This is a genomic window from Bartonella sp. CR127HXZ (genome assembly GCF_042194555.1).
GTDB lineage: Bacteria > Pseudomonadota > Alphaproteobacteria > Rhizobiales > Rhizobiaceae > Bartonella > Bartonella grahamii.
On record NZ_JBHIMZ010000001.1, the window covers coordinates 70,618 to 93,285 of the forward strand.

The window sequence follows — 22,668 nt, forward strand, 5'->3', positions numbered from 1 at the left end:
AGGTTTAAATATAGCGTGTATCAGTTTCAACAATTATCTACTCTCTATATTAGAGTTATTCTCATCTTTTTTGCAATAGAGCTTTATCAACTTTTATCAATTTTCTTTGAGTTTAGCTCTTTATAGAAAAGAACGCATAATAACGCATAATAAGGAGAGGTAAGTTTATGCGCATCATAATTTTTTATCATTTTAAAATTATCCTAAAATATTCCGATGTCTGTTTTTATCTTGCTGCTGTTTATAGGAATATTTAAAACATAAAAAATATGTTTTTGTGCATTATAATTTAATGGGGAGAGGTGAGTGTTATGACAGAAAATCAAATAATGGCTTTTTCGATCATTGGTCTCATGATGGTTGTTTTTATTTGGGATCGATTTCGTTATGATCTTGTTGCTATTTGTACGTTATTAATAGCTTGTGCTCTTGGTCTTGTCAGTCCGAAGGAAGCTTTTAGCGGTTTTAGTAATGATATTGTTATTATCGTGGGGAGTGTGTTTGTTGTCAGTACGGCCGTATCGCGTTCTGGTATAATGGAATTTATTATTCAACGGATATGGACAGACGTGAAATCTGTGCGTCTTCAATTAGCCTTTTTAGTTCTTTCTGTTGTTGTATTATCAATGTTTGTTAAAAATATTGGTGCTTTGGCTATTATGCTTCCGATAGCTTTTCAGTTTGCACGTCGTTCTCAGGTTTCTCCTTCTGTCTTTTTGATGCCCATGGCCTTTGGTTCTTTGTTGGGGGGGCTTATGACACAGATAGGAACATCTCCCAATGTTGTTATTTCAGCGATGCAAGAACGTTTAGCAGGAACACCTTTTACTATGTTTGATTTTACACCAGTTGGTGCGGTTATTGCGGCGGCTGGTGTTGTATATTTAGTCTTTTTTTATTGGCTTTTGCCTGTACGTGTGCGTTCAGGTGTATCATTTGATGATGCCATTGATATTCGTAATTATGTTGCAGAAGTGCGTATTCCAATAAATTCACCGATTATAGGGAAAAATATTGTTGATTTGGTTAAGCCATCAAGTGGTGACGTTATGGTGATTCAAATCATCAGAAACAAAGTATCTATTTCACCGTTACCAGATTTTGTTTTGTCTGAAAATGATATTATTTTGCTGGAAGGGTCGCATACAGGGTTAGATAGCGTGATGAACTCTGCTCGTTTAGAGTTTTCTAAGGGGCGAACTATTGCTGCAGGTGATAAGGACAGTGACATCGATATTATTGAAGCAGTCATCACCCATAATTCACCTCTTATTGGTATTAGTGCGAAAGAGTTTTCCCTATTTGATCACTATAATGTAAATTTGCTTGCATTAAGTCGTCAACATGAAAGGGTGCGGGGAAGACTTGATGATATTATTTTCCATCTTGGCGATGTGATTGTTTTGCAAGGACAGGATGCAGTTATTCCAAATTTATTAAGAGAATTGAAATGCCTGCCCCTAGCAAAACGAAATATTGTGTTTGGAAATTTACGACATGGTTTCATCTCTTTAGCTGTTTTATTTATAGCAATTATTTTTACAGCTTTTCATATTGTTCCCGTTGCGTTTTCTTTTTTTTCTGCTGCTGCTGCAATGGTTATCTTTCGCGTTTTGCCCGCGCGTGATCTGTATCAGGCATTAGATGGCCAAATATTAGTACTATTAGCGGCTCTTATTCCAGTAAGTGAAGCGTTAGAGAAAACAGGATGTACGGATCTCATTGGTCAATGGCTGAGCCAATTGGCAATATTTTTCCCGCCATCTGGTGCCTTAGCACTTATGTTGGTGACAGCTATGTTGGTCACGCCATTTTTGAATAATGCAGCAACAGTGATGATGGTAGCACCAATTGCGTCAAGTTTTGCTCATTCCCTACATTATAAGCCTGAAGCTTTTTTGATGGCTGTTGCAATTGGTGCGGGCTGTGAGTTTCTTACACCTATTGGACATCAAAGTAATATGCTCGTGATGGCACCAGGAGGATATCGTTTTAGTGATTATCCACGTTTGGGTGCTCCATTGGCGGTGTTGATCGTTATTATTGCTGTTCCAATGCTTATGTGGGTTTGGCCCTTACAATAGGATATTTTTAGAAAATTTAAGGATCAATTACAAAAGGTTGTTAATCGTATGAAGATAAGTTGAAGGGATACATTTTGTATAAAGAGCTTTAACTGCAGATTTGAAATTATACCACACTTTATCATGGCGCTTCGGTATTTTTTATACAGGTAAAATTTATCTATTTGGTTTTAGTAGGTATTCGTGAAAATTTACTTTTTGTTCAAGTTTTTAAAGAATTGGTTTTTCTATTGTAATTCTACAATCCAATATTATCAACGATTGTGTTGAAGACTTTAAAAGATTATCTCTCTATATAATGGGGAGCAAGTCCGCTTGAGATGATAGGCAATCATGATAGATATTAAAGCAGTGAATTTTTTATAAGACTCAAGACAATATATAAAAGCTATATAAAAGCTGTAATGTGAACAACAGGGCGGTTGCATCATTTTCGATTAAGAGTGTTGCAAAAATCTGATTGATTTGGCTACATGTTGATTTAAAATAAATAAACGAGCAATTTAAAGATTTTTAGTTAATTAGGACTACCATCTTTGTCCATTTATGCGTAAAAGCACAGGGAAAGTAACTTTTTTCAAGGTATGATATATGTCGTATGATAGTTTTATTGCTGAAGTGAATGCAGAATTTCGTCAGGAAAAGGCGCTTGCTTTTTGGAGGCGGTATGGTTTTTCAATTATTGGAGCAGCTATTCTTTTTATACTCATGATAGTTGCTTATCAAATTTACCATCATCAGCAAATAAAGAAAGCCGGTTATATTGGTGATGCATTTGTAAAAAGTCTTGATTTTGCGGATACACGTCATTTTGATAAAGCGATAAAGCAATTAGAAACTGTTAAAACCTCTCATTTTGGGGGGTATCCTTTTCTTGCTCGTTTACGTGAGGCTTCTTTACTCATGGAGAAGGGTGACATTATTAAGTCAGTGGAGATTTTTGATTCTGTTGCAGCGGATGAGAAAGCACCAGAGATTTTGCAGAAAGTTGCAAAAATTCGGGCGGCTTATATCCTAGTTGATACAGGGACATTAGCTGATGTTGAAAAGCGTATCAAAGATATGACAAGTGATACCGATCCTATGCATATGTCTGCAAGAGAGGCTTTAGGTTTAGCTGCTTATAAGGCGGATAAAATGGATGAGGCGGTTTATTATTTTAAGAAAATTTCTGAAAAAGGTGCTTTGGGTTCAAAAATAACAGATCGGGCTCGAATAATGCTTGAGCTGATACAAGCTGAGGGCAAGGCAAATAAGGAATAAATCGATGAGCCTTACCATTGCTATCGTTGGTCGTCCCAATGTTGGGAAGTCAACACTATTTAATCGTTTGGTTGGGCAAAAATTGGCTTTGGTTGATGATAAGCCTGGTGTAACACGTGATCGACGTATTCATGCGGCAAAACTTCAAGATCTACGTTTTGATGTGATTGATACGGCTGGGCTGGAAGAAGCAGGTGATCATACACTTGAGGGGCGTATGCGTTCTCATACAAAAGCTGCGATTGATGAAGCGGATCTTATTTTATTTGTATTTGATGCAAAGAGCGGGATAACACCAAGTGATTTAAATTTTGCTTCATTGGTTCGCAAATCAGGAAAGCCAATTGTGCTTGTTGCTAATAAGTCTGAGTCAAGAGCGGCAACAGGAGGAGAGTATGAGGCGTGGTCATTAGGTTTGGGGGAGCCGTGCCTAATATCGGCTGAACATGGTTTGGGACTTAGTGATCTGCGTGATGCAATTATAGATGCTGTGGGGTCAGAGCATGCTTTTGGCAACAACAAAGAAGAAGATATTACGATACAGCTTGCATCTGTTGGTGATGATGTAAACGATTTGGAAGAAGAAGAGCTTATTTACGATGAAAGTAAGCCCATTAGGATTGCAATTGCAGGGCGTCCCAATACAGGAAAATCCACTCTTATCAATAGTATGTTGAAACAAGAGCGCTTGTTAACAGGACCAGAAGCAGGACTTACGCGTGATTCTATTTCTGTAGATTGGGAATGGCGTGGTCGTCATATTAAACTTTTTGATACTGCAGGTTTACGTCGAAAATCGAAAATTCAAGAAAAATTAGAAAAACTATCTGTTGCAGATACTTTACGTGCTATTCGTTTTGCAGAAGTGGTGGTCATTGTTTTTGATGCAACGATACCTTTTGAAAAGCAAGATTTACAAATTGCTGATCTTGTGATTCGTGAAGGGCGTGTTCCAGTTATTGCTTTCAATAAGTGGGACCTTATTGAAAATAGTCAGACCACATTGATTGATTTGCATGAAAAATGTGCGCGATTTCTTCCTCAAGTTCGTGGTTTGAGAGCTGTTCCTTTATCAGGACAATATGGTCAAGGGATTGATAAACTGATGGAAAATGTCATGATGATGCACCGTGTATGGAATCGTCGCATTTCGACGGCTAAATTGAACCAATGGCTTGGAACTGTTGTTGCACATCATCCACCTCCTGCGGTTTCTGGACGTCGACTTAAGGTTAAATACATCACACAGGTTAAGACACGTCCTCCTGGATTTATGATTTCTTGCTCGCGCCCCAAAAGTATGCCACAGTCGTATTTGCGCTATCTTGTCAATGGGTTACGTGAAACATTTGATATGTCTGGTATACCCGTTCGCATATCATTACGAGCCTCTGATAATCCTTTTGCGACACGTTCCAAAAAGAAATGATAACTCTTTAATTTTTTTAAGTGATGAAATCTATACTTAAGAATCTTAAAAATAAGTTTTTTCAATGATCGTTCTTTTCATAAAAGAAAAAATTTTTATTTGCTAAAGTTTTAATTTTATTGATAATCATTTACCATGAGCGCTATTGAATAGAGTTCTCTCATCTTGATAAAGATCATTTATTTGCATGTTATGAGAAGAGTTTAATAGGGAGTATTTAAGAAAGAGTACATCATCCTCTTAATGGGTTATTTAAATGCAAGAATAGATGCAAATATGAGGGTAGGGAAATACAATTATGATGCTCGTTTGAAAAGAAGCATTAAATTATCGTTTTATAAAAATAAAGATTATGAATAAGCGCTTTTGCTTACGATAGTTTGTCTAAATAAAAAGCAAAAATATTTGCTGAATCTACCGATATTCAATTGTAAAGGGCGAAATTCAAAAAAGTGGATTAAAATTGTATAAAGTAGTATGGTGATTTTATTTAAATTTTATTGTGTTCTATTGGCTTGACCTATTTGAAATTTTAGATTTATCGTATTTAAAGGAACCTCTCTTAATACCCTCAAGCTCATTGAGTGATGGGTTCTGTGATGGCATATGTAAAATACTTTGCGAATAGGATCATATAAAAACCATTGATCATTTTCATAAAATAAAAAGTGCAAGTTTATTTGAATAAAAGGAACAAAACAACGCTCTCATACTGTTTTTAGCTTTCTATGTTCTCTTTCAAAACTAGAATTGATATAACATTGGGAGCTGGAAAATAAGATGGTATCAGTTTACACCTTTTGTTAAGCGTAAAAGTGGCTGTTCTATGAGTTTTATATCATTCACGGGAACTTTTCGTTATACATTCACGGGTGCTGTCGTGAAATCGGTTTAGGTGCTCAGAATATCTTTTTAAGAAAGATGTAAATTAAAAAATACGTTATTTATACAATAAAATTTATACGATAATTTGTGATAGATTTCTTTTAGTATCTTGACGAATAAATTCGGGAACAATATGATGCACACGGTTTTATGAAATGCATTCTTACTTTGCTTTTTAATTAAGGAGCCAATGATGGCGGTGGGCGAGAAACCCGTTATAAGCCGTAAGGAGGCTGAAGAGGAAAAGCAAGGAGAGTGTCTTCATTCAGAGGATTTGGAATGTCGTAGTAGGAACTTAAGCGTAGCTTTAGTGCGCAAGCGGGCATTAAAGAAGCGGGAGCATAAGAATAAGCGAGAAAAATCACAAGGAGGGATGGCAAATGCAATTAAGCTTTCCAGTGAGTTTCTGGCGAGTGTTATAGTTGGTGTTATTTTAGGGTTAGGGTTTGATAAGTTAGCAGGTTCGTATCCTTGGGGATTGGTATTTTTTCTCTTCTTTGGATTTGCTGCTGGTGTAGTGAGTATTCTTCGGTTTGTGGGGTATGTTTCCTCCAGTCAATTAGGAAAAAAAGGCGTATTGCGCCAAGATAAACAAGATAAAGGGGCCAATGAGAGGTCCGATAAATGAGGTTGAAGTGACAGCGCACGCTCCAGATCCTATTCATCAGTTTGAGGTTTCAAGGCTGATTAAGATTTCCATAGGAAATATGGATTTATCGTTTACAAATGTATCATTGTTTACAGTTCTCACGGTTGTTATAACTTCTATTTTTCTCTTCATTTCATCATCAAGTCGTGGATTGGTTCCAACGCGGATGCAGTCTCTTTCGGAAATGGCATATGAGTTTGTAGCATCGACTCTGCGGGAATCATCTGGTGTACAGGGAATACAGTTTTTTCCTTTAGTTTTTTCTCTGTTTACTTTTATTTTGGTTGCTAACTTTATTGGTCTTTTTCCTTATTTTTATACGGTTACATCGCAGATCATGATCACGTTTTCGTTAGCAATGGTGGTAATTTTGACGGTGATTGGTTATGGCTTTTATAAGCATGGGGTCAGTTTTTTGAAACTGTTCGTTCCCAGTGGAGTTCCTGTTGTGGTTTTGCCTCTGGTGACAATGATTGAGGTTATTTCTTTTCTCTCCCGTCCAATTAGTCTTTCTCTTCGTCTTTTTGCGAATATGCTTGCTGGTCATATTACGCTCAAAGTGTTTTCTGGGTTTGTTGTTTCAATGATTGGGGTAGGACTCGTAGGTGTGGGTGGTTCGGTTTTACCGCTTATTATGACTGTAGCGATTACTGCTCTTGAGTTTTTGGTCGCATTTCTTCAGGCTTACGTCTTTACGGTTTTAACTTGTATGTATCTTAATGATGCAATTCATCCAGGACATTAATAGAACTGGCGGTTTTCCGTCGAATAATGCAATTTCGCTTTAAAGGAGAATAACATGGAAATGGTGCTTGCAGCAAAATATATTGGCGCTGGTCTTGCTTGCTTTGGTATGGCTGGAACAGCTTTAGGACTTGGTAATATTTTTGGTAGCTATCTTTCTGGTGCATTACGAAATCCATCAGCAGCGGATAGTCAGTTTGGACGTCTTGTCTTTGGTTTTGCTGTAACAGAAGCTTTGGGAATTTTTTCACTGCTCATTGCTTTACTACTTCTTTTTGGGGTTTAATCATCATCAAAAGGGTATATCTGTTCTTGCATGAGGAAAGATTTACCCTTTTAGCTCTTAACCAGAGAGATGTCAGTCAGTTATCATCGGTTATAGAGGGCTTTAATAAGCTATTTAAAGGATGAAAGAAGATGTTTGTTTCAAGCGCTTATGCACAGAACACTGAAACGTCGATAGAACATATTAAAAAGGTGGCAGAACATGCAAATCGCGTGTTTCCGCCTTTTGATTTTGTACATTTTGGTTCGCATTTTTTCTGGTTGGCGATTTCTTTCGGACTTTTTTATCTTTTTATCTCTCGTGTAATTGTACCACGTATTGGTGGTGTTATTGAAACGCGGCGAGATCGAATCGCATCTGATTTAGATCAGGCAATGCGCATGAAGCAGGAAGCAGACATTGTTGTTGAAACTTATGAGCGGAAATTAGCAGAAGCGCGTTTGAAAGCGCATGCTATAGCGCAGGTAGCTAGTGAAGAATTAAAAGAAAAAGCAGAGCTTGAACGGAAAGAAATTGAAGAGAGTTTAGAAAAAAAACTCGCAGATGCTGAAAAACAGATAGCAAAAATTCGGGATAAGGCGATGCAAAATGTTGGTTCTATCGCTGAAGAAGTGGCTCTTGAAATTGTGAAAAAATTGATTGACGTTGATATCAGCAAAGAGGCTGTTCGTTCAGTTGTTAAAACAGCGGATTATTGAGGAAGACAAAAATGACTGATACTTTTTGGGCATTTGTTGGGTTAGTTCTTTTTTTAGCTCTTTTAGTCTATTTCCAAATTCCACAGAGGGTTATACACCATCTTGATGCGCGCGCGAAGCGTATCAAAGATGAGCTGGATGAGGCTCTGCGTCTTCGTGAAGAGGCACAGGAAATATTGGCTGAATATCAACGCAAACATGCAGAAGCAGAAAAAGATGCGCAAGAAATTATTGCAGCAGCAAAACATGAAGTTGAATCTGTTATTGCTGAGGCTCGTACAAAAGCAGAAGAATATGTAAAAAACCGCAATAAATTGGCAGAGCAAAAAATTGCTCAAGCAGAAGCGGATGCGATACGCATGGTTTCTTCATCGGCTATTGATTTGGCAATTTCTACAGCACGTATCCTTATTGCAAAGGAATTAGATTCTGACAAGGCAGACGAACTTATTAAAGAGTCTCTTGAGAAAGAATCATTTATCAAAATGAAAACATATCTTAATTAATGATATTTGAGAGATAAAAAATGTCCTCTTTGGTTGCATAATTTTCTCAAGATTCATTAATAAAAGTCATAAAAAAATTTATCTTCATTATTTTTATCAATTAATAGGACATTTTGATTCTAAATGACAAGTTTTGAAAAGTCCGCAACCGATTGTGTAATAATGTGAATACGTTTGAGAAGAGCAAAACGGTTAGCACGAACATCAGGTTTTTTATCATTCACCAATACCTTTTCGAAAAATATATCAATCAATTTTCCAAGTGGCGCTAGCACACTGAGTACAAATGATAAATTTGTCGCATTGATGGGAGCAAGAACCTGTTTTTCTACTTCACAAATTGCATGATAGAGCTGCTTTTCTTCTTTCTCGACAAAGAGCTCAGGATTAATTTCATTCACTATTGTTGTGCTTTTTTGAAATTCATTTTCAAGAATATTGGCAGTACGTTTTACAGAGGCTACAAAGTTCATTCCATCATGGGTATTGATAAAAGCGATAAGCGATTCGACACGACGTGCAACCAATAAAAAATCATCAGAATCTTTATTTAAAACGGCTTCAAGGGCATCGTAACGAGCACCTTCCTCTTTTAGATAGATTTTCAAACGGTCATGAAAAAAGAATAACAGGTCTGATAAAATATATTCTGTTTTTTCTGGAAGCAGATTCAGCAATTGTGAATTTTCTCTTTGAGAGATTTCATATTTATTTTTTTTTTGTAAGAAAAGATTCATTGCTAACTGAAACAGTGGCATAAGATTGATTTTCCAATCTCGCGAAAGTACAAGCCTAATAACTCCCAGTGCTGCTCGTCTTAACGCATAGGGATCTTTTGAGCCCGTTGGTTTTTCATTAATGAGCCAAAAGCCAACGAGCATGTCAATTTTGTCGGCGAGCATAACGGTTATAGCAAGCGGTTCTTGTGGAAGACGATCTGTTGGTCCTTGAGGTTTATAATGGTCCTCAATTGCTACAGCTACGCGAGGATCTTCCCCTTGAAGAAGGGCATATTTTTGCCCCATAACCCCTTGTAGTTCAGGAAACTCTCCGACAATTTCTGTTTGCAAATCAGCTTTTGCAAGGATTGCTGCACGTTTTGCTAAAAGAGGATCTGTCTGTATCAAAGGTGAAATTTCTTGTGCGAGTGTAGCAATGCGTTCTACTCTTGCACCTTGCGTACCTAATTTAGCATGAAAAGTTACATTCAAATGATCAAGTCGCGCCATTCTTTGATCGAGAGGTTTTTTTATATCAAGATCAAATTTTTTTATAGAAGATTCTAATTGTTGAATATCAGGCAAATCACGCTGATCGGTTTGCCAAAAATAAAGTGCATCAGAAAGACGGGCACGGACAACCTTACTATTTCCTTTTGAAATTTCTTTGCCTTCATCATTTGAAAGAATATTAGAAACGAGAATAAAATGATGAGAAAGTTTTACTTTTTCTCCTTGTTTACGGGTAACAAAACATTTTTGATTAGCTCGAATGGTCAAGCGAATAATTTCTGGAGGAATATCAAGGAATGATTGGTCAAAATCACCCATCAGGATAACAGGCCATTCAACAAGACCAGCAACTTCTTCTAGGAGGGGATTGTCTTGAACTAGTTCTAAACCGTTGGCAAAGCAGAGATTTTGGGCATCAGCTAAAATAATATTCTTTCGTCTCTCGGCATCCAGAATGACTTTATGGGTTTCAAGTTGAGTAACATAATCATCAAAGCGGCGCACTTGAAATGGCTTTCCATCACTTAAGAAACGATGACCATAAGTTAAATTATTGCTTTTAAGAGAACCAATTGTAAACGGAATAACATGTGTTTCACCAATTTCTGGTCCGAAGACGCAAAGAATGTTTTGTAAGGGTCGAATCCACTTCAGAGCACCACTTTGTGCTGAATCTTTTCCCCAACGCATAGATTTCGGCCACGGAAAGTTGCGGATAATATTCGGTAAAATATCGGCAATAATTTCTTCTGCAGCTCGACCTTTTTTAACAATTTTAGCAATATAAAAATGACCTTTTTTATCATCATGTCCAATATGTGCTTCAGAAATATCGTTTAATCCTGTTGCACGTAGAAAACCATCAATTACATGCTGTGGTGATTTTATACTAGGACCTCTTCGTTCTTCATGGATATCTTTTGAGCGTATGGAAAGTCCGCGTATGTCCAATGTTAGCCGACGAGGTGTCCAATATTCACGAGCAGCTTCATAGATCAATCCAGCATTCACAAGTTGATCTGTAACAGATTTTTTGAGATCAGCAGCAGCTTTTCGTTGCATACGTGCGGGGATTTCTTCACTGAAAAGTTCAAGAAGAAGATCAGACATTAGGCTTCTCCAGTATATATTTGTCCAGCTTCTGTGAGTAAGAAGGCTTCCCCACAACGGCGCGCGAGATCACGAACGCGAAGAATGTAATTTTGTCGTTCGGTTACAGAAATAACGCCACGTGCTTGCAAAAGATTAAAGATATGGCTCGCTTTAATACATTGATCATAGGCAGGAAAAACACAGCGATGTAATATATTTTCTTTATTTGGTTTTCCAGCATCAAGAAGTGCCCTGCATTCGCGTTCTGCATCGATAAAATGCTGATGTAGCAATTTTGTATCAGCAAATTCGAAGTTGTAATATGAGTATTCCTGTTCTGCCTGTAAAAAAATATCTCTATAACTTATTTTGTTTTCTCCCTCCAAACCATTAAAGTTAAGGTCATAGACGTTATCAACCCCTTGGATATACATCGCTAGACGCTCAAGACCGTATGTGAGTTCCCCTGAAACTGGAGCGCATTCAATGCCACAAACTTGTTGAAAATAAGTAAATTGAGAGACTTCCATCCCATCGCACCAGCATTCCCATCCAAGCCCCCAAGCACCAAGGGTGGGACTTTCCCAATCATCTTCAACAAAGCGAATATCATGCAGTTTTGTATCAAGTCCGATAGCTTGTAGCGACTTTATGTAAAGTTCTTGTAGATTGAGCGGAGAGGGTTTGAGAAGTACTTGGAATTGATAATAGTGTTGTAAACGATTTGGATTCTTACCATATCGTCCATCTGTTGGACGTCTGGAGGGTTGGACATAAGCAACTTTCCAAGGGCGTGGACCTAGGGAGCGTAATGTTGTTGCTGGATGAAAAGTCCCAGCTCCGACTTCCATATCGTAAGGTTGCAAAATTGCACATCCATAGTGTGCCCAATAATTTTGCAAAGTTAAGATTAGTCCCTGAAAAGAACGTTTAGGGTTAAGATGTTCAGGCAGTTTCACGCTTTATACTCTTTATATTGGACTAAACAAAAAACCAAAGTAATTTTAGTTTCTCTGTTTATTATTTCATGTGGTTTATGGTTAAGCATCGTTTATTGCAAACCAAATTTCAACTTTTCTTGAATTTGTTCAGAATTTTCTGGTTTTCCGTCAATTGCGTGGTTCCATTGAAAGATTGCTTCACGTTTACGTCCAACTTTCCAATAGGCATCACCTAAATGATCATTCAGTGTTGGGTCCTCAGGTTGTAATCTGACAGCATTTTCTAATATTTGCACTGCTTTATTATATTCTTTTAGTTTATAATAAGCCCACCCTAAAGAATCGAGAATATGACTGTTGTGAGTTTGCAAAGCGGAAGCTTTTTGCAGCATACGGAGCGATTCTTCAAGCTTCTCACCACGTTCTACAAGGGAATAGGCTAAATAATTAAGAACCTGCGGCTGGTTTGGAAAAAATTCAAGCGATTTTCTCAAATCAATTTCTGCTTTTGGCCATTGCTTTAAACGTTCAAAAGCAATACCACGCTGATAAAAGAGTTTCCAATCGTCCTGCTGAAAGTTTTTTATCTGGGCAATAGCGGTGTCTAGAGTTTTAATGGCCTCAAGAAATTTATTGTCCTGCATATAAAAAGCAACGAGCGTTATCAAAATATTACGATCATTGGGAAATTTTTCATTTAACAATGTGAGTAATTTTATTGCTTCTTTGTAATTATTGTTATTGGCAAGAAGGAATGCAAGATGAAGTTGTCCATCTTTATAATAAGGAGATTTAGGGGATAAAGCGCGATAAAGTTTAATTGCTTTATGAGGATCACTCAATTTAGCAGAAATGTGTGCGAGCTGAAACAGTGTTGCGTCATTTTGAGGGTATAAGGCGAAAGATAATTGCTTAAAAATACGTGCAATTCGCCCTGAGTTTTTGTGGTTGAGGGCTGTTCCAAAATTATATAGTACCTCGGCTGCTCCTTGTTGAGGTGTTTTAATAACTCTCTCTAAGAAAGAGTTTTTTTCAATTTTTTCTCGAAAGTTTTTAAGGACTTCTCGACCTGACAACATTTGTTCGCCATGTTGGATTGTTTGAAGAGCTTGGTTACGCATATTATGGCGCAATTGGAATGAGGCATAGGCTATGATAATACGTTCATAGGTATTAGGAGCGATAAGAGTCCCCTGTTTGTTACTAAGTGCTTTAATGAAATATTTTTTTGCATCCTTTGGCTGTTCTGCAAGGTCGCTCATAAGTGCTAGATGATAAGATATAAAAAGGTCATACCAGACAGGACCTTTGAGTTTCTTAAGATCAGCGATTGCTTGAGATTTTTGTCCAGATCCAAATTTAATCCAAGCACCGATGAGTTCAGGTATTGGATTATTGGATTTCGGAGGTTCTTTTGATTGTAGAAGAAAATTGGCATTCTTATAGTCTTTTTTGATGAGACTTTCTACTGACAAAGTTAAGGAAACAAAGGGAGTTATAACATCTTGCTCTTTGAGTTTTTGGGCTTGTTGGACAGCTTCTTTAAAGTTTCCGACCGAGAGCATAGCTTCAAGGAGCTCTTTTTGTGTTTCAATGTTATCAGGTTGATAAACGAGTGCTTGTTTAAAGTAATTGATAGCAAGTTCTGTTTTATTTTCATGATTTGCAACCCTTCCAGCTAAATAAGCACCTGTAAATGAGCTTGTATGAATTGCGGTGCTTATTTTACTGTAGGTGGGGAATGGCATCAGCATGATACCCACGATAAAGAGGGTAAAAATTCGGGATACCGTTGCAGAGCACATGGAGCTAATCCTTTTCAAGATAATCAATCGATGGTGTTGTTTATAGATCATATCTCATTACTTTATTGAGAAATACTGCGATTCTTGCAAAGAATTCAGTTTACGCGCGCAATACAAAATTCAACAGTCTCAACGAGAGCATTGTAAGCAAGATTTTCGTTCATGGGAATAAGAGCATCAATTGCATGTTTTCCGTAGATGCGTGCTTGTTCTATTGTATCTGTGATACTATCATACTTTTCTATTAAGTGTTGCGCGTATGCGAAGGCTTCATTATTGTTATTGCCATCTTCAAGTGCTTGTTTCCAGAAATTTTTTTCTACTATATTTCCACGTTCATATGCGATAATAACAGGCATTGTTATTTTTCCTTCTCTAAAATCATCCCCTATATTTTTTCCTAAGTTTTGAGCACTACCGCTATAGTCAAGTGCATCATCAATCAATTGGAAAGCTAAACCTAAAGATGTTCCATATTCACGTAATGAAGAACGCTCTTTATGTCCATAGCCAGCAACAATCGGTCCTACTTCAGCGGCTGCTGAAAAAAGTGCGGCTGTTTTGGCATTGATGATTTTGAGATAGTCTGAAGGGCTGGTTTTGATATTTTTTGCAGCAGAAAGTTGCATAACTTCTCCTTCAGCAATAATTGCAGCAGCGTTCGCTAAGACAGAGAGCGCTTCTATGGAACCGACATCGACCATCATTTTAAAAGCCTGACCCAACAGAAAATCACCAACAAGTACGCTTGCTTGATTCCCCCAAATCATCCGTGCCGTGGATTTTCCACGTCGCAAATTACTTTCATCAATCACATCATCGTGTAGTAATGTTGCTGTATGCATAAATTCAACAGCTGTTGCGAGTTTTATATGCCCGTCACTTTGATAACCGAACATATGAGCAGAAGCGAGCGTAATCATTGGGCGTAATCGCTTTCCACCTGATGAAATAAGATGGTTGGAAATTTCAGGGATCATCTCAACCTCTGATTCTGCCATAGAGAGAATAAATTGATTTACGCGCTCCATATCTTTTTGAGTAAGATTGACAAGAGATTGAAGAGAAATTTGATTATTTCTTATTTGTTCTGGTTTGATAGCTGCGCTCAATGTGTTTACTCCTAGAGTATTGCAATGGACATATATAAAATTTACTTTATTTACTAGCATAAAGGGGGTTTGTGTTTGACTCAAGCTTTTGATGGCGCTTTGAAGTGTAAGCTTGGAATGTTATTGGCAATAAATGTTCTTTAGCGAGTGTAATCTTGTTGTTATGAAATAATAAAAAAATTTAAAATAGCAGCTGAATGGCAAAAATGCAGTTTATAAAGGTGAACATTAGGCTTTTAAATGGATAAAACAACGAATCAGAGTGGTGAAACAATTGATAGTTTTCACCGCGGGAAATTTTATTTGGTTCAACCCCATAAATATGGTCATCGTTCTGGAATGGATGCGATGTTATTAGCTAGTTTGGTTCCAAGTAATTTAAAGGGCAAGGTTGTTGATTTAGGTGCAGGTGCTGGAGCTGCAGGGTTGGCTGTTGCTTCGCGTTGTTTGAAAGTTCATGTTACCTTAGTTGAACGTTCAGCTTTTATGGTATCTTACGCTCAAAAAACGCTTATGCTAAAACAAAATGAACAATTTGCTAGCCGAGTTTGTTTGCTAGAAGCAGATGTTACCTTCAAAGGGAATGCCCGTATAAAAGCAGGTTTGATAGATAATAGCTTTGATTTTGCGATTATGAATCCACCTTTTAATAATCCTACTGATCGCAAGACACCTGATAAACAAAAATCTGAAGCACATGTTATGTCTGAAGCGATGTTTGATAACTGGTTGCGGAGTGCAGCGGCCATTGTTAAGCCAGGTGGATACTTAGGGCTCATTGCACGTCCACAATCGCTGACAGATATCTTGCGTGCTTTAGAAGGGCGTTTTGGTGATATTTGTATAATTCCTGTGCATGCACGTGCGAAAACAGCTGCAATTCGTCTTTTATTTTACGCAAAACGAGGAAGCAGAGCAGCTTTATCTATTTTACCGGCATTGGTTATACATGAAGGTAATGACCATACTTTTTCACCCCAAGTTGATGCAATTAATAATGGATATATAAGCTTGTGGGAACTTTTCTAATAGTATCTTGTGTTTTTTAGTTTATTATTTAAAGTCGAAACTTTGTTGTTAGGGAGGTTTGACTTTGGGTGAAATTATATTTCTGCTTGTAATGTGGGGATTGATTGGCGCTTTTGGATATTATCGCGTTCTTCCTCTTTGTTGTCCTTTCCTATTTAATTGTTCTTAATTTATAAGGAGATTTTGTTTTGATGGATTTTATTAAAAGTTTTATTCCACGTCGTTTTTCTTCCGATAAACTTGAAATTCCTGTGGTGCGCCTTCAAGGAGCAATTATGGATTCATCAGCGTCTATATCTCGTACCCTTTCCCTCAGTAGGTGTGCAAATCTTTTAGAGAAGGCTTTCGCACACAAAAAGTCACCGGCTGTTGCACTTATTATTAATTCTCCTGGTGGTTCACCTGTACAATCGCGTTTTATCTTCAAGCGTATTCGTGACTTGGCAGAAGAAAAAAATAAAAAGGTTCTTGTGTTTATTGAAGATATTGCAGCATCCGGTGGTTATATGATTGCTTGTGCGGGGGATGAAATTTTTGCAGATCCTTCTTCAATTGTTGGTTCCATTGGAGTGGTTTCAGCTTCCTTTGGTTTTCCGGAACTTTTGAAGAAAATTGGTATCGAACGGCGTGTATACACAGCAGGAAAGAACAAAGTTACATTAGATCCATTTCAGCCAGAAAAAAAGGCGGATATCGAGCATTTGAAATCTCTCCAACTTGAAGTGCATCAAACTTTTATCGATTTGGTTAAAGAACGCCGTGCTGAAAAATTATCAAATGATTCGAATCTCTTTACAGGAATGTTTTGGAGTGGAAAACAAAGCGTTGAGCTTGGTCTGGTTGATGGATTGAATGATGTACGTTCTGTTATTAAGGAGCGCTTTGGTAATGATGCAAAACTTCGACTTATTATGCCTCCAAAAAGTTTCTTAGGACCTAAAACGCCTTCAGGAGTGACGGCACATACGGTTTATACAGTCGTTGACAGTGCATTGATGGCAGCAGAAGAGCGAGCACTTTGGCAGCGTTATGGTTTGTAATGGAAAGGATTATTCAAGCCAGAGGGATTGTTATCTAAAAACAGATTCTAGAAGAAAAAAGGCTTGAAATGATACGAATGAGAACATGTCGTTTATTTTGTATGAGTGCTCTTTATATTTATTGTTTGTTTAGAAAACGATTAAGAATATTCCAAGCTGTTTATAGGGTTTGTGCTAATAAAAGTATGGATAAAAGGGGGAATTTGTAAAAGAACCCTATGTAGGTGAATATTACGTCATATGATATCAAATGTACAAGCTTCGTTCCAAGGACATTCCTATTTATTTACACCTATTAAATTGAATTTAGCTCTACATGTTGTGGGGCAACGTTCTGATGGGTATCATTTAATAGAAAGTTTGGTTTATTTTAGTCTTAGCGGTGATTGTCTACACTATGCACCTTGCGAAAATAATCAATTTGTTTTGACGGGACCGTTTGCAAAAGGCCTTGTGTCTCATTTAGATAATTTGGTTATTCGCGCACGGGATTTTATGCATAAGACTTTTCCTGAATGTGCTCAACCTGCTTTTTTTCGGCTTGTAAAAACATTACCTGTTGCTTCAGGCATTGGTGGTGGCTCAGGTGATGCAGCTGGGGTTATAAGCATGTTGCGTCAACAGTGGAATCTTGATTGCTCTTACCAAGAATTAGCAAAAATGAGCTTAGTTCTTGGTGCTGATGTTCCCATGTGCCTTTATGCATTAGAATATCAGCAGCCACTTTTGGTCAAAGGAATTGGTCAAGAGATGATACAACTAAAAGGAGCCTGTTCTCTTGCAATAGTATTGGTTAATCATGGACAAGAGATTTCAACACAAACTGTTTTTAAAGCGTTAGAGAAGCGTCATAATCCTTCTTTAAAAATTAATACAGATTCTTTAAAGAGTGTTGATTCATTGGTTGAAGCTTTACAAGAAACGCGTAATGATCTTTTTTCTTCTGCATTAAAAATAGCACCTCAGTTAGCTGAAGTGTTATCTGTATTAGATGAATGTGGGGCTCTTTTTTCCCGTATATCTGGAACGGGAGCAACTTGCTTTGGCATTTTTAAAAATAAACAAACAGCGCAACAAGCAGCTCTTTTTATCAAATCAATGCACCCAAATTGGTTTGTAAAACCTATCATGACTTTAGGAAATATTTGATAAATAAATATAAAAGCTTTTATTTCGTCCTGATTTTATTATACACAGTGAAAGAGGGTAACCAAAGAAATGTATTTTTTTATCTTTTGTGCAAGAATTCGCATAATGTTTGGAGAGCCATTTAAAACTGTAATGCTTGCAAAAAATGATCAGGCTACAGAAATAGATGTATGTTTGTTGTATTGTGATTTATCAAAGATGTTTAATGTTCCGCTTCAACCAAATTTTTCGTGCGAATTGGATTTGCAAAAACAGGGTTTTTTTCATATAGCAGGTGTTGATGAAGTAGGACGGGGGCCTCTCGCTGGACCTGTGGTAACGGCAGCAGTTATCTTGGATAAAGACCATATTCCTAATGGGTTAAATGATTCAAAAAAACTTTCTTTTCTCCAACGAAATAGACTTTATCATGAAATTTTGCAAAGTGCATTAGCGGTTTCAGTCGCTAGTCTTTGTGCTCGTACAATTGATCAATCTAATATTAGAAAAGCAACTTTAGAAGCAATGCGTCGCTGTATTATAGGGTTAGCCATTCCAGCCCACTATGTCCTTGTTGATGGACGTGATATTCCTTCTGAGTTGTCCTGTCCTGCAATGGCGTTGATTAAGGGCGATCAGCGTTCGGTTTCAATTGCAGCCGCATCTATTATTGCGAAAGTAACGCGTGACAGGATGATGGAGTGTGCAGGACAAGTTTATAAAGGGTATGGTTTAGAGAAGCATGTAGGTTATGCAACACTAGCGCATCGTACAGCTCTTGATAAATATGGACCAATTATAGGATTACATCGTTATAGTTTTGCACCACTAAAAGAGTGTTATAGAAATGGTGTGTCATGACGATTCTACCACTCAATAGTGCTTCGATAAGAGAGGCAATAGCGCTTCTTAAACAAGGGAAGTTAGTAGCATTACCAACGGAAACTGTTTATGGATTAGCGGGCGATGCAACCAATGGGAGGGCAATTTCTTCTATTTTTTCTACAAAGAGTCGTCCGCAAATTAATCCTCTTATTGTGCATGTCAGCGGCATCGAAATGGCGGAACGTTATGTGAAAATTGACTTTCTTTCACGCCAATTAATGGAGGAATTTTGGCCAGGGCCTTTGACATTGGTTTTGCCTTTAAAGGAACAGCATAATATTCATCCTTTAACAACCTCTGGTTTGAATACCTTGGCTGTTCGTTTTCCAGACAGTCGTTTTGCGGAAGTAGTACAACATTTTGGCCGACCACTTGCTGCTCCTAGTGCGAATCAGTCGGGGCGTCTTAGCCCTACTTCAGCTGAGGCTGTTTTTGCATCTTTGGGGGAATCTGTTCCTTTGATATTGGACGGAGGACCTGCTAAAATAGGGCTTGAATCAACGATTATTAAGATTTGTGATGAAAATATTTATCTTTTGCGTCCAGGGGGGCTTGCGGCTGATAAAATTGAAGAAATTGTGGGGAAGTCTTTAAAACGGATAGATCAAAGGGCGGCGATTGAAGCTCCAGGGATGTTAAAGTCGCATTATGCTCCCAATGCTACGATTCGTTTGAATGTAGAAAAGGTGGAAAATGGTGAAGCGCTTTTAGCATTTGGTTCAAAGCGCGTTATGGGGGCTGAAAATGCCGTTTCTATTTTAAATCTTAGCGAAGATGGAAAGTTGGAAGAGGCAGCCTTTCATTTATTTCAATATATGAAGGAATTAGATTCATTTAAAGTGAGATGTATCGCAGTAGAACCTATTCCATCATACGGATTAGGGGAGGCGATCAATGATCGTCTTATACGGGCTGCGGCTCCAAAGGAGAAACAAACATGGAGCAGAAATTAATTGAGGGGTTTAGAGAAATTGTTGGTGCTAAGCATGCTATAACAGATCAAGCGTTGATTGCACCGTATTTGCTTGAAGAGCGTGGGCTTTTTCATGGAAAAACACCTTTACTTTTACGTCCATCTTCTTGCGCAGAGGTCTCATCGATTATGCAGCTAGCGAGCAAAACACGCACACCGATTGTGCCACAGGGTGGAAATACAGGGCTTGTGGGGGGACAACAACCAGATGAAAGAGGAGGGAGCGTTCTTTTATCCATGGAACGATTAAATAAGATTAGAACTATAAATCTTGAGGGAAATTTTGTTGTTGTAGAGGCAGGTGTTATTTTACAGGATTTACAGAAAAAAGTGGATGAATCAGGTCGTTTTTTCCCTCTTTCTTTGGCTTCTGAAGGTTCTTGTCAAGTAGGGGGAAATCTTTCGTCGAATGCTGGAGGGACAGCTGTTTTAGCCTATGGCAATATGCGTGATCTTTGTCTTGGTTTGGAAGTTGTTTTACCGGATGGCCGTATTTTAGATGATTTGCGTTTTGTTAAAAAAGATAATAGCGGTTACGATTTGAAAAATCTTTTTATTGGTGCAGAAGGCACATTAGGTGTTATAACCGCAGCCGTTTTGAAGATGTTTCCAAAAATAAAAGGAAAAGCTGTTGCTTTGGTGGGATTATATAGTCCGGCGAAGGCTTTAGAGTTTTTATCTCTGGCTCAAAAATATGGAGGAGGGATGTTGACAGGTTTTGAGCTCATGGGAAATCTCAGTTTGCAAATGGCTTTAGATTATAAGATGTGTGAGAAGCCTCCTCTTCAGCGGAAGCATGAATGGTATGTATTAATGAACATTTCATCATTGCAAGGCGATGATGAGGCGTTATCAGTACTGAGTATTATTTTAGAAGAAGCTTTAAAGAATGCGGTGATAGAAGATGCAATTGTTGCACAATCTTTAAAACAGCAAGATTTTTTTTGGCAGTTGCGTGAAAGTATATCCTATGCACAAAAGTTAGCAGGAGGGTCCATTAAGCATGATATTGCGGTCCCACTTGCTTCTATTCCTGATTTTATTGCTGAGGCAGCGCTTATTGTTGAAGATATTGCTCCAGGAGCACGGGTGATTTGTTTTGGACACATGGGCGATGGAAATTTACATTATAACATTACACAACCTGTAGGAGCTGATACGATGGTGTTCTTGCAGTTATGGTCAAAAATGAATCATCGCATTCATAGTTTAGTGATGGACTATAGAGGTGCATTTTCTGCTGAGCATGGAATTGGTCAGCTTAAGCGCGAAGAACTTCGTTCTTTTAAATCGCCTGTCGCATTGGATATTATGCAAGGGATTAAAAAAACGCTCGATCCTTTAGGGATAATGAATCCCGGAAAAGTATTATAATTCAAGAATAGTGATCATGTATTTTTGTTTAGATTTTAATAACCAAAAAAGAAACCTGTTGTTTTTTATTCAAACTTTTAATAATCCAATGAGAAAAAGCTGCTAAAGGGTGTATGTTATTTAAGATAAATTGGGATAATGTATATGGCTAATCAATGCTTTAATCAGGCAAAAGCGGTGCTTGAATTTCGGTTAGATCCGTGCCATTTGCCACAAACGACGACATATTTTTCATCCAAAACGGGTAATCAGGTTATTTGTTCGTTAAATGAGCGTGGTGTTTCTTTTAAAACGGATATGCCTTCAAGCTTATCGCATTTAATACCCCCTTATCATTTCCAAGGAATTGCAGCACGTACCGTGAAAACGCGTTCAGGAGAAAGAGCTGTTGCATTAGAATTACTTCATGCCGATGAGGAAGCTTGTATACCGCTTTTGGTTTCCAGAGATTTGAATAATGTTCTTCTGGATTGGCGATTATGGGCGGATACTTATGGACTCCCCATGCTTATGATCAATGAAGATAATCGCATTCTGGTTGTAAAAGATCGTTCTGATTTACATCGTTTTTTTGGTACAACAGCACATTCTAAACAAAAGCGTTTTTTACTTCGTTATAGCAATCCGTTAGGCTTGCGTTTGGTGATTGCGAATCGAATTGCACTCCAGTAATATTAATATGCATTCATTTTTGTACTACCGTAAGCATTTATCTTGTTGTGCCGTAAAACATCGTTGTTTGGGGCGGTAATATAAGGCGTGTAAACTTCACACATGAAGCATTTTTAGAGGACATGGCGAATATTCTTAAGTTTGCTTGTCGATCTTTGTGTAAGTGAAGCATATGAGTAGGAACCAAGAGGAACCCGCTCAATGAGAATCCGGACGTTTACAGATGGGATTTGGTGTGACTTTTGGTTCTTTAAGGCAAAGAGGAAGTCAATGATTGTAAATGAGAGTTTTTTGACACCATACATTGGCAGCAGGAATCGGTTATGTTAAACGCTTTTCTCGGAGAGGTAAAAACGGCTTTCATAACAATAGAAACCGTTTTTTTGGCGGTGTAATTTTTGGTTTTTGCCACATCATTAAAACACGAGCAGATTGCTGGAAGTGTTTTTTACTTTTTTATAAATCATTTCTCCATGTTGAATGAGAGCTTTGAATATTGCAAAATATTCTTACTTCATCTCTCTCCTATAATCAAAATCATTTTTTTGCACGTTATAAGAAGGGGTAGAGTGTGGATAAAAATCATTAAAAAAGAGTAAACACTCTCTGATAAAGCGTTTAGATAGAAAGGGTTATCGTAATATTGGGAGTTGGAAAATACAATGATAGTATCGGTTTTTATCTTTATTTCAGAAAGATGGCAGAATGGATTTATACTATTTGCAGGTAGTGTCGTAAAATGGGAGTGACGAGCATGAGAGATATTGTTTAAGAATTTGTACGTGAATAACATCAGTATCTTTTTTTTGGCATTTTATTTTTCGTAAAAGCGGAATTTCAT

Annotated in this window: 19 protein-coding genes; 15 read left to right on the top strand and 4 right to left on the bottom strand. The window is 37.6% G+C overall.

Going from position 1 to position 22,668, the window contains the following annotated elements; all coding sequences use genetic code 11:
• Positions 1-311 precede the first annotated feature (311 nt).
• The 8 genes from ACFIKY_RS00285 to ACFIKY_RS00320 all read left to right on the top strand — a co-directional run bounded on the left by ACFIKY_RS00285 (position 312) and on the right by ACFIKY_RS00320 (position 8,544).
• A complete protein-coding gene (locus tag ACFIKY_RS00285; RefSeq protein WP_375635792.1) occupies positions 312-2,084 on the top strand; it encodes an SLC13 family permease in 1,773 nt (590 codons plus the stop codon).
• 591 nt (positions 2,085-2,675) lie between these two features.
• Positions 2,676-3,347, top strand: coding sequence for a tetratricopeptide repeat protein (locus ACFIKY_RS00290; protein ID WP_012754797.1), 672 nt, complete (start codon positions 2,676-2,678; stop codon positions 3,345-3,347).
• A gap of 4 nt (positions 3,348-3,351) precedes the next feature.
• Positions 3,352-4,776, top strand: a complete 1,425-nt coding sequence (gene der, locus ACFIKY_RS00295; protein ID WP_375635791.1) for a ribosome biogenesis GTPase Der — start codon at positions 3,352-3,354, stop codon at positions 4,774-4,776.
• Between the two features lie 1,078 nt (positions 4,777-5,854).
• Positions 5,855-6,289, top strand: coding sequence for an AtpZ/AtpI family protein (locus tag ACFIKY_RS00300; RefSeq protein WP_375661272.1), 435 nt, complete (start codon positions 5,855-5,857; stop codon positions 6,287-6,289).
• A gap of 7 nt (positions 6,290-6,296) precedes the next feature.
• Complete coding sequence (locus ACFIKY_RS00305; RefSeq protein ID WP_375661307.1) at positions 6,297-7,055, top strand: F0F1 ATP synthase subunit A; 759 nt, start codon at positions 6,297-6,299, stop codon at positions 7,053-7,055.
• A gap of 54 nt (positions 7,056-7,109) precedes the next feature.
• Positions 7,110-7,340, top strand: a complete 231-nt coding sequence (locus tag ACFIKY_RS00310) for a F0F1 ATP synthase subunit C (protein WP_005773968.1) — start codon at positions 7,110-7,112, stop codon at positions 7,338-7,340.
• Between the two features lie 131 nt (positions 7,341-7,471).
• A complete protein-coding gene (locus ACFIKY_RS00315; RefSeq protein WP_012754801.1) occupies positions 7,472-8,038 on the top strand; it encodes a F0F1 ATP synthase subunit B in 567 nt (188 codons plus the stop codon).
• A gap of 11 nt (positions 8,039-8,049) precedes the next feature.
• Positions 8,050-8,544, top strand: coding sequence for a F0F1 ATP synthase subunit B (locus ACFIKY_RS00320; protein ID WP_375635789.1), 495 nt, complete (start codon positions 8,050-8,052; stop codon positions 8,542-8,544).
• 119 nt (positions 8,545-8,663) lie between these two features.
• On the opposite strand, the gene glyS is transcribed toward ACFIKY_RS00320, so the two are convergent.
• The 4 genes from glyS to ACFIKY_RS00340 all read right to left on the bottom strand — a co-directional run bounded on the left by glyS (position 8,664) and on the right by ACFIKY_RS00340 (position 14,786).
• On the bottom strand, positions 8,664-10,886 hold the full coding sequence (gene glyS, locus ACFIKY_RS00325) for a glycine--tRNA ligase subunit beta (RefSeq protein ID WP_375635788.1): 2,223 nt from the start codon (positions 10,884-10,886) through the stop codon (positions 8,664-8,666).
• On the bottom strand, positions 10,886-11,827 hold the full coding sequence (locus ACFIKY_RS00330; protein ID WP_375635787.1) for a glycine--tRNA ligase subunit alpha: 942 nt from the start codon (positions 11,825-11,827) through the stop codon (positions 10,886-10,888). Before ACFIKY_RS00330 ends, glyS begins: the two co-directional genes overlap by 1 nt.
• Positions 11,828-11,919: 92 nt before the next feature.
• Positions 11,920-13,614, bottom strand: coding sequence for a tetratricopeptide repeat protein (locus tag ACFIKY_RS00335; protein ID WP_375635786.1), 1,695 nt, complete (start codon positions 13,612-13,614; stop codon positions 11,920-11,922).
• Between the two features lie 95 nt (positions 13,615-13,709).
• Entirely contained in the window at positions 13,710-14,786 is a 1,077-nt protein-coding gene (locus ACFIKY_RS00340) for a polyprenyl synthetase family protein (protein ID WP_375635785.1), read from the bottom strand.
• A 180-nt stretch (positions 14,787-14,966) separates the two neighbouring features.
• Here ACFIKY_RS00340 and ACFIKY_RS00345 point away from each other — a divergent pair, with 180 nt between their 5' ends.
• The 7 genes from ACFIKY_RS00345 (at position 14,967) to ACFIKY_RS00375 (ending at position 21,827) form a co-directional block, all read left to right on the top strand.
• Positions 14,967-15,755 carry a tRNA1(Val) (adenine(37)-N6)-methyltransferase gene (locus ACFIKY_RS00345; RefSeq protein ID WP_375635784.1) on the top strand — a complete coding sequence of 263 codons (789 nt, stop codon included), beginning with the start codon at positions 14,967-14,969 and terminating at the stop codon, positions 15,753-15,755.
• 191 nt (positions 15,756-15,946) lie between these two features.
• On the top strand, positions 15,947-16,795 hold the full coding sequence (locus tag ACFIKY_RS00350; RefSeq protein WP_375635783.1) for a S49 family peptidase: 849 nt from the start codon (positions 15,947-15,949) through the stop codon (positions 16,793-16,795).
• A gap of 240 nt (positions 16,796-17,035) precedes the next feature.
• A complete protein-coding gene (locus ACFIKY_RS00355; RefSeq protein WP_375635782.1) occupies positions 17,036-17,944 on the top strand; it encodes a 4-(cytidine 5'-diphospho)-2-C-methyl-D-erythritol kinase in 909 nt (302 codons plus the stop codon).
• A gap of 198 nt (positions 17,945-18,142) precedes the next feature.
• Positions 18,143-18,784, top strand: a complete 642-nt coding sequence (locus tag ACFIKY_RS00360; protein ID WP_375635838.1) for a ribonuclease HII — start codon at positions 18,143-18,145, stop codon at positions 18,782-18,784.
• A complete protein-coding gene (locus tag ACFIKY_RS00365; protein WP_375635781.1) occupies positions 18,781-19,761 on the top strand; it encodes an L-threonylcarbamoyladenylate synthase in 981 nt (326 codons plus the stop codon). The genes ACFIKY_RS00360 and ACFIKY_RS00365 overlap by 4 nt, the downstream gene beginning before the upstream one ends.
• Entirely contained in the window at positions 19,746-21,155 is a 1,410-nt protein-coding gene (locus tag ACFIKY_RS00370; protein WP_375644562.1) for an FAD-binding oxidoreductase, read from the top strand. Before ACFIKY_RS00365 ends, ACFIKY_RS00370 begins: the two co-directional genes overlap by 16 nt.
• 144 nt (positions 21,156-21,299) lie before the next feature.
• Positions 21,300-21,827: a DUF6101 family protein gene (locus tag ACFIKY_RS00375; protein WP_012754813.1), complete on the top strand. Its 528-nt coding sequence runs from the start codon at positions 21,300-21,302 to the stop codon at positions 21,825-21,827.
• The last annotated feature ends 841 nt before the right edge of the window (positions 21,828-22,668 follow it).

Coding starts and splice junctions, on each gene's coding strand:
- ACFIKY_RS00340 (WP_375635785.1), bottom strand. CDS start 14,786: ATGCTAGTAAATAAAGTAAATTTTATATATGTCCATTGCAATACTCTA.
- ACFIKY_RS00345 (WP_375635784.1), top strand. CDS start 14,967: ATGGATAAAACAACGAATCAGAGTGGTGAAACAATTGATAGTTTTCAC.
- ACFIKY_RS00285 (WP_375635792.1), top strand. CDS start 312: ATGACAGAAAATCAAATAATGGCTTTTTCGATCATTGGTCTCATGATG.
- ACFIKY_RS00370 (WP_375644562.1), top strand. CDS start 19,746: ATGGAGCAGAAATTAATTGAGGGGTTTAGAGAAATTGTTGGTGCTAAG.
- der (WP_375635791.1), top strand. CDS start 3,352: ATGAGCCTTACCATTGCTATCGTTGGTCGTCCCAATGTTGGGAAGTCA.
- ACFIKY_RS00315 (WP_012754801.1), top strand. CDS start 7,472: ATGTTTGTTTCAAGCGCTTATGCACAGAACACTGAAACGTCGATAGAA.
- ACFIKY_RS00375 (WP_012754813.1), top strand. CDS start 21,300: ATGGCTAATCAATGCTTTAATCAGGCAAAAGCGGTGCTTGAATTTCGG.
- ACFIKY_RS00355 (WP_375635782.1), top strand. CDS start 17,036: ATGATATCAAATGTACAAGCTTCGTTCCAAGGACATTCCTATTTATTT.
- ACFIKY_RS00310 (WP_005773968.1), top strand. CDS start 7,110: ATGGAAATGGTGCTTGCAGCAAAATATATTGGCGCTGGTCTTGCTTGC.
- glyS (WP_375635788.1), bottom strand. CDS start 10,886: ATGTCTGATCTTCTTCTTGAACTTTTCAGTGAAGAAATCCCCGCACGT.
- ACFIKY_RS00320 (WP_375635789.1), top strand. CDS start 8,050: ATGACTGATACTTTTTGGGCATTTGTTGGGTTAGTTCTTTTTTTAGCT.
- ACFIKY_RS00300 (WP_375661272.1), top strand. CDS start 5,855: ATGGCGGTGGGCGAGAAACCCGTTATAAGCCGTAAGGAGGCTGAAGAG.
- ACFIKY_RS00290 (WP_012754797.1), top strand. CDS start 2,676: ATGTCGTATGATAGTTTTATTGCTGAAGTGAATGCAGAATTTCGTCAG.
- ACFIKY_RS00335 (WP_375635786.1), bottom strand. CDS start 13,614: ATGTGCTCTGCAACGGTATCCCGAATTTTTACCCTCTTTATCGTGGGT.
- ACFIKY_RS00360 (WP_375635838.1), top strand. CDS start 18,143: ATGTTTAATGTTCCGCTTCAACCAAATTTTTCGTGCGAATTGGATTTG.
- ACFIKY_RS00350 (WP_375635783.1), top strand. CDS start 15,947: ATGGATTTTATTAAAAGTTTTATTCCACGTCGTTTTTCTTCCGATAAA.
- ACFIKY_RS00365 (WP_375635781.1), top strand. CDS start 18,781: ATGACGATTCTACCACTCAATAGTGCTTCGATAAGAGAGGCAATAGCG.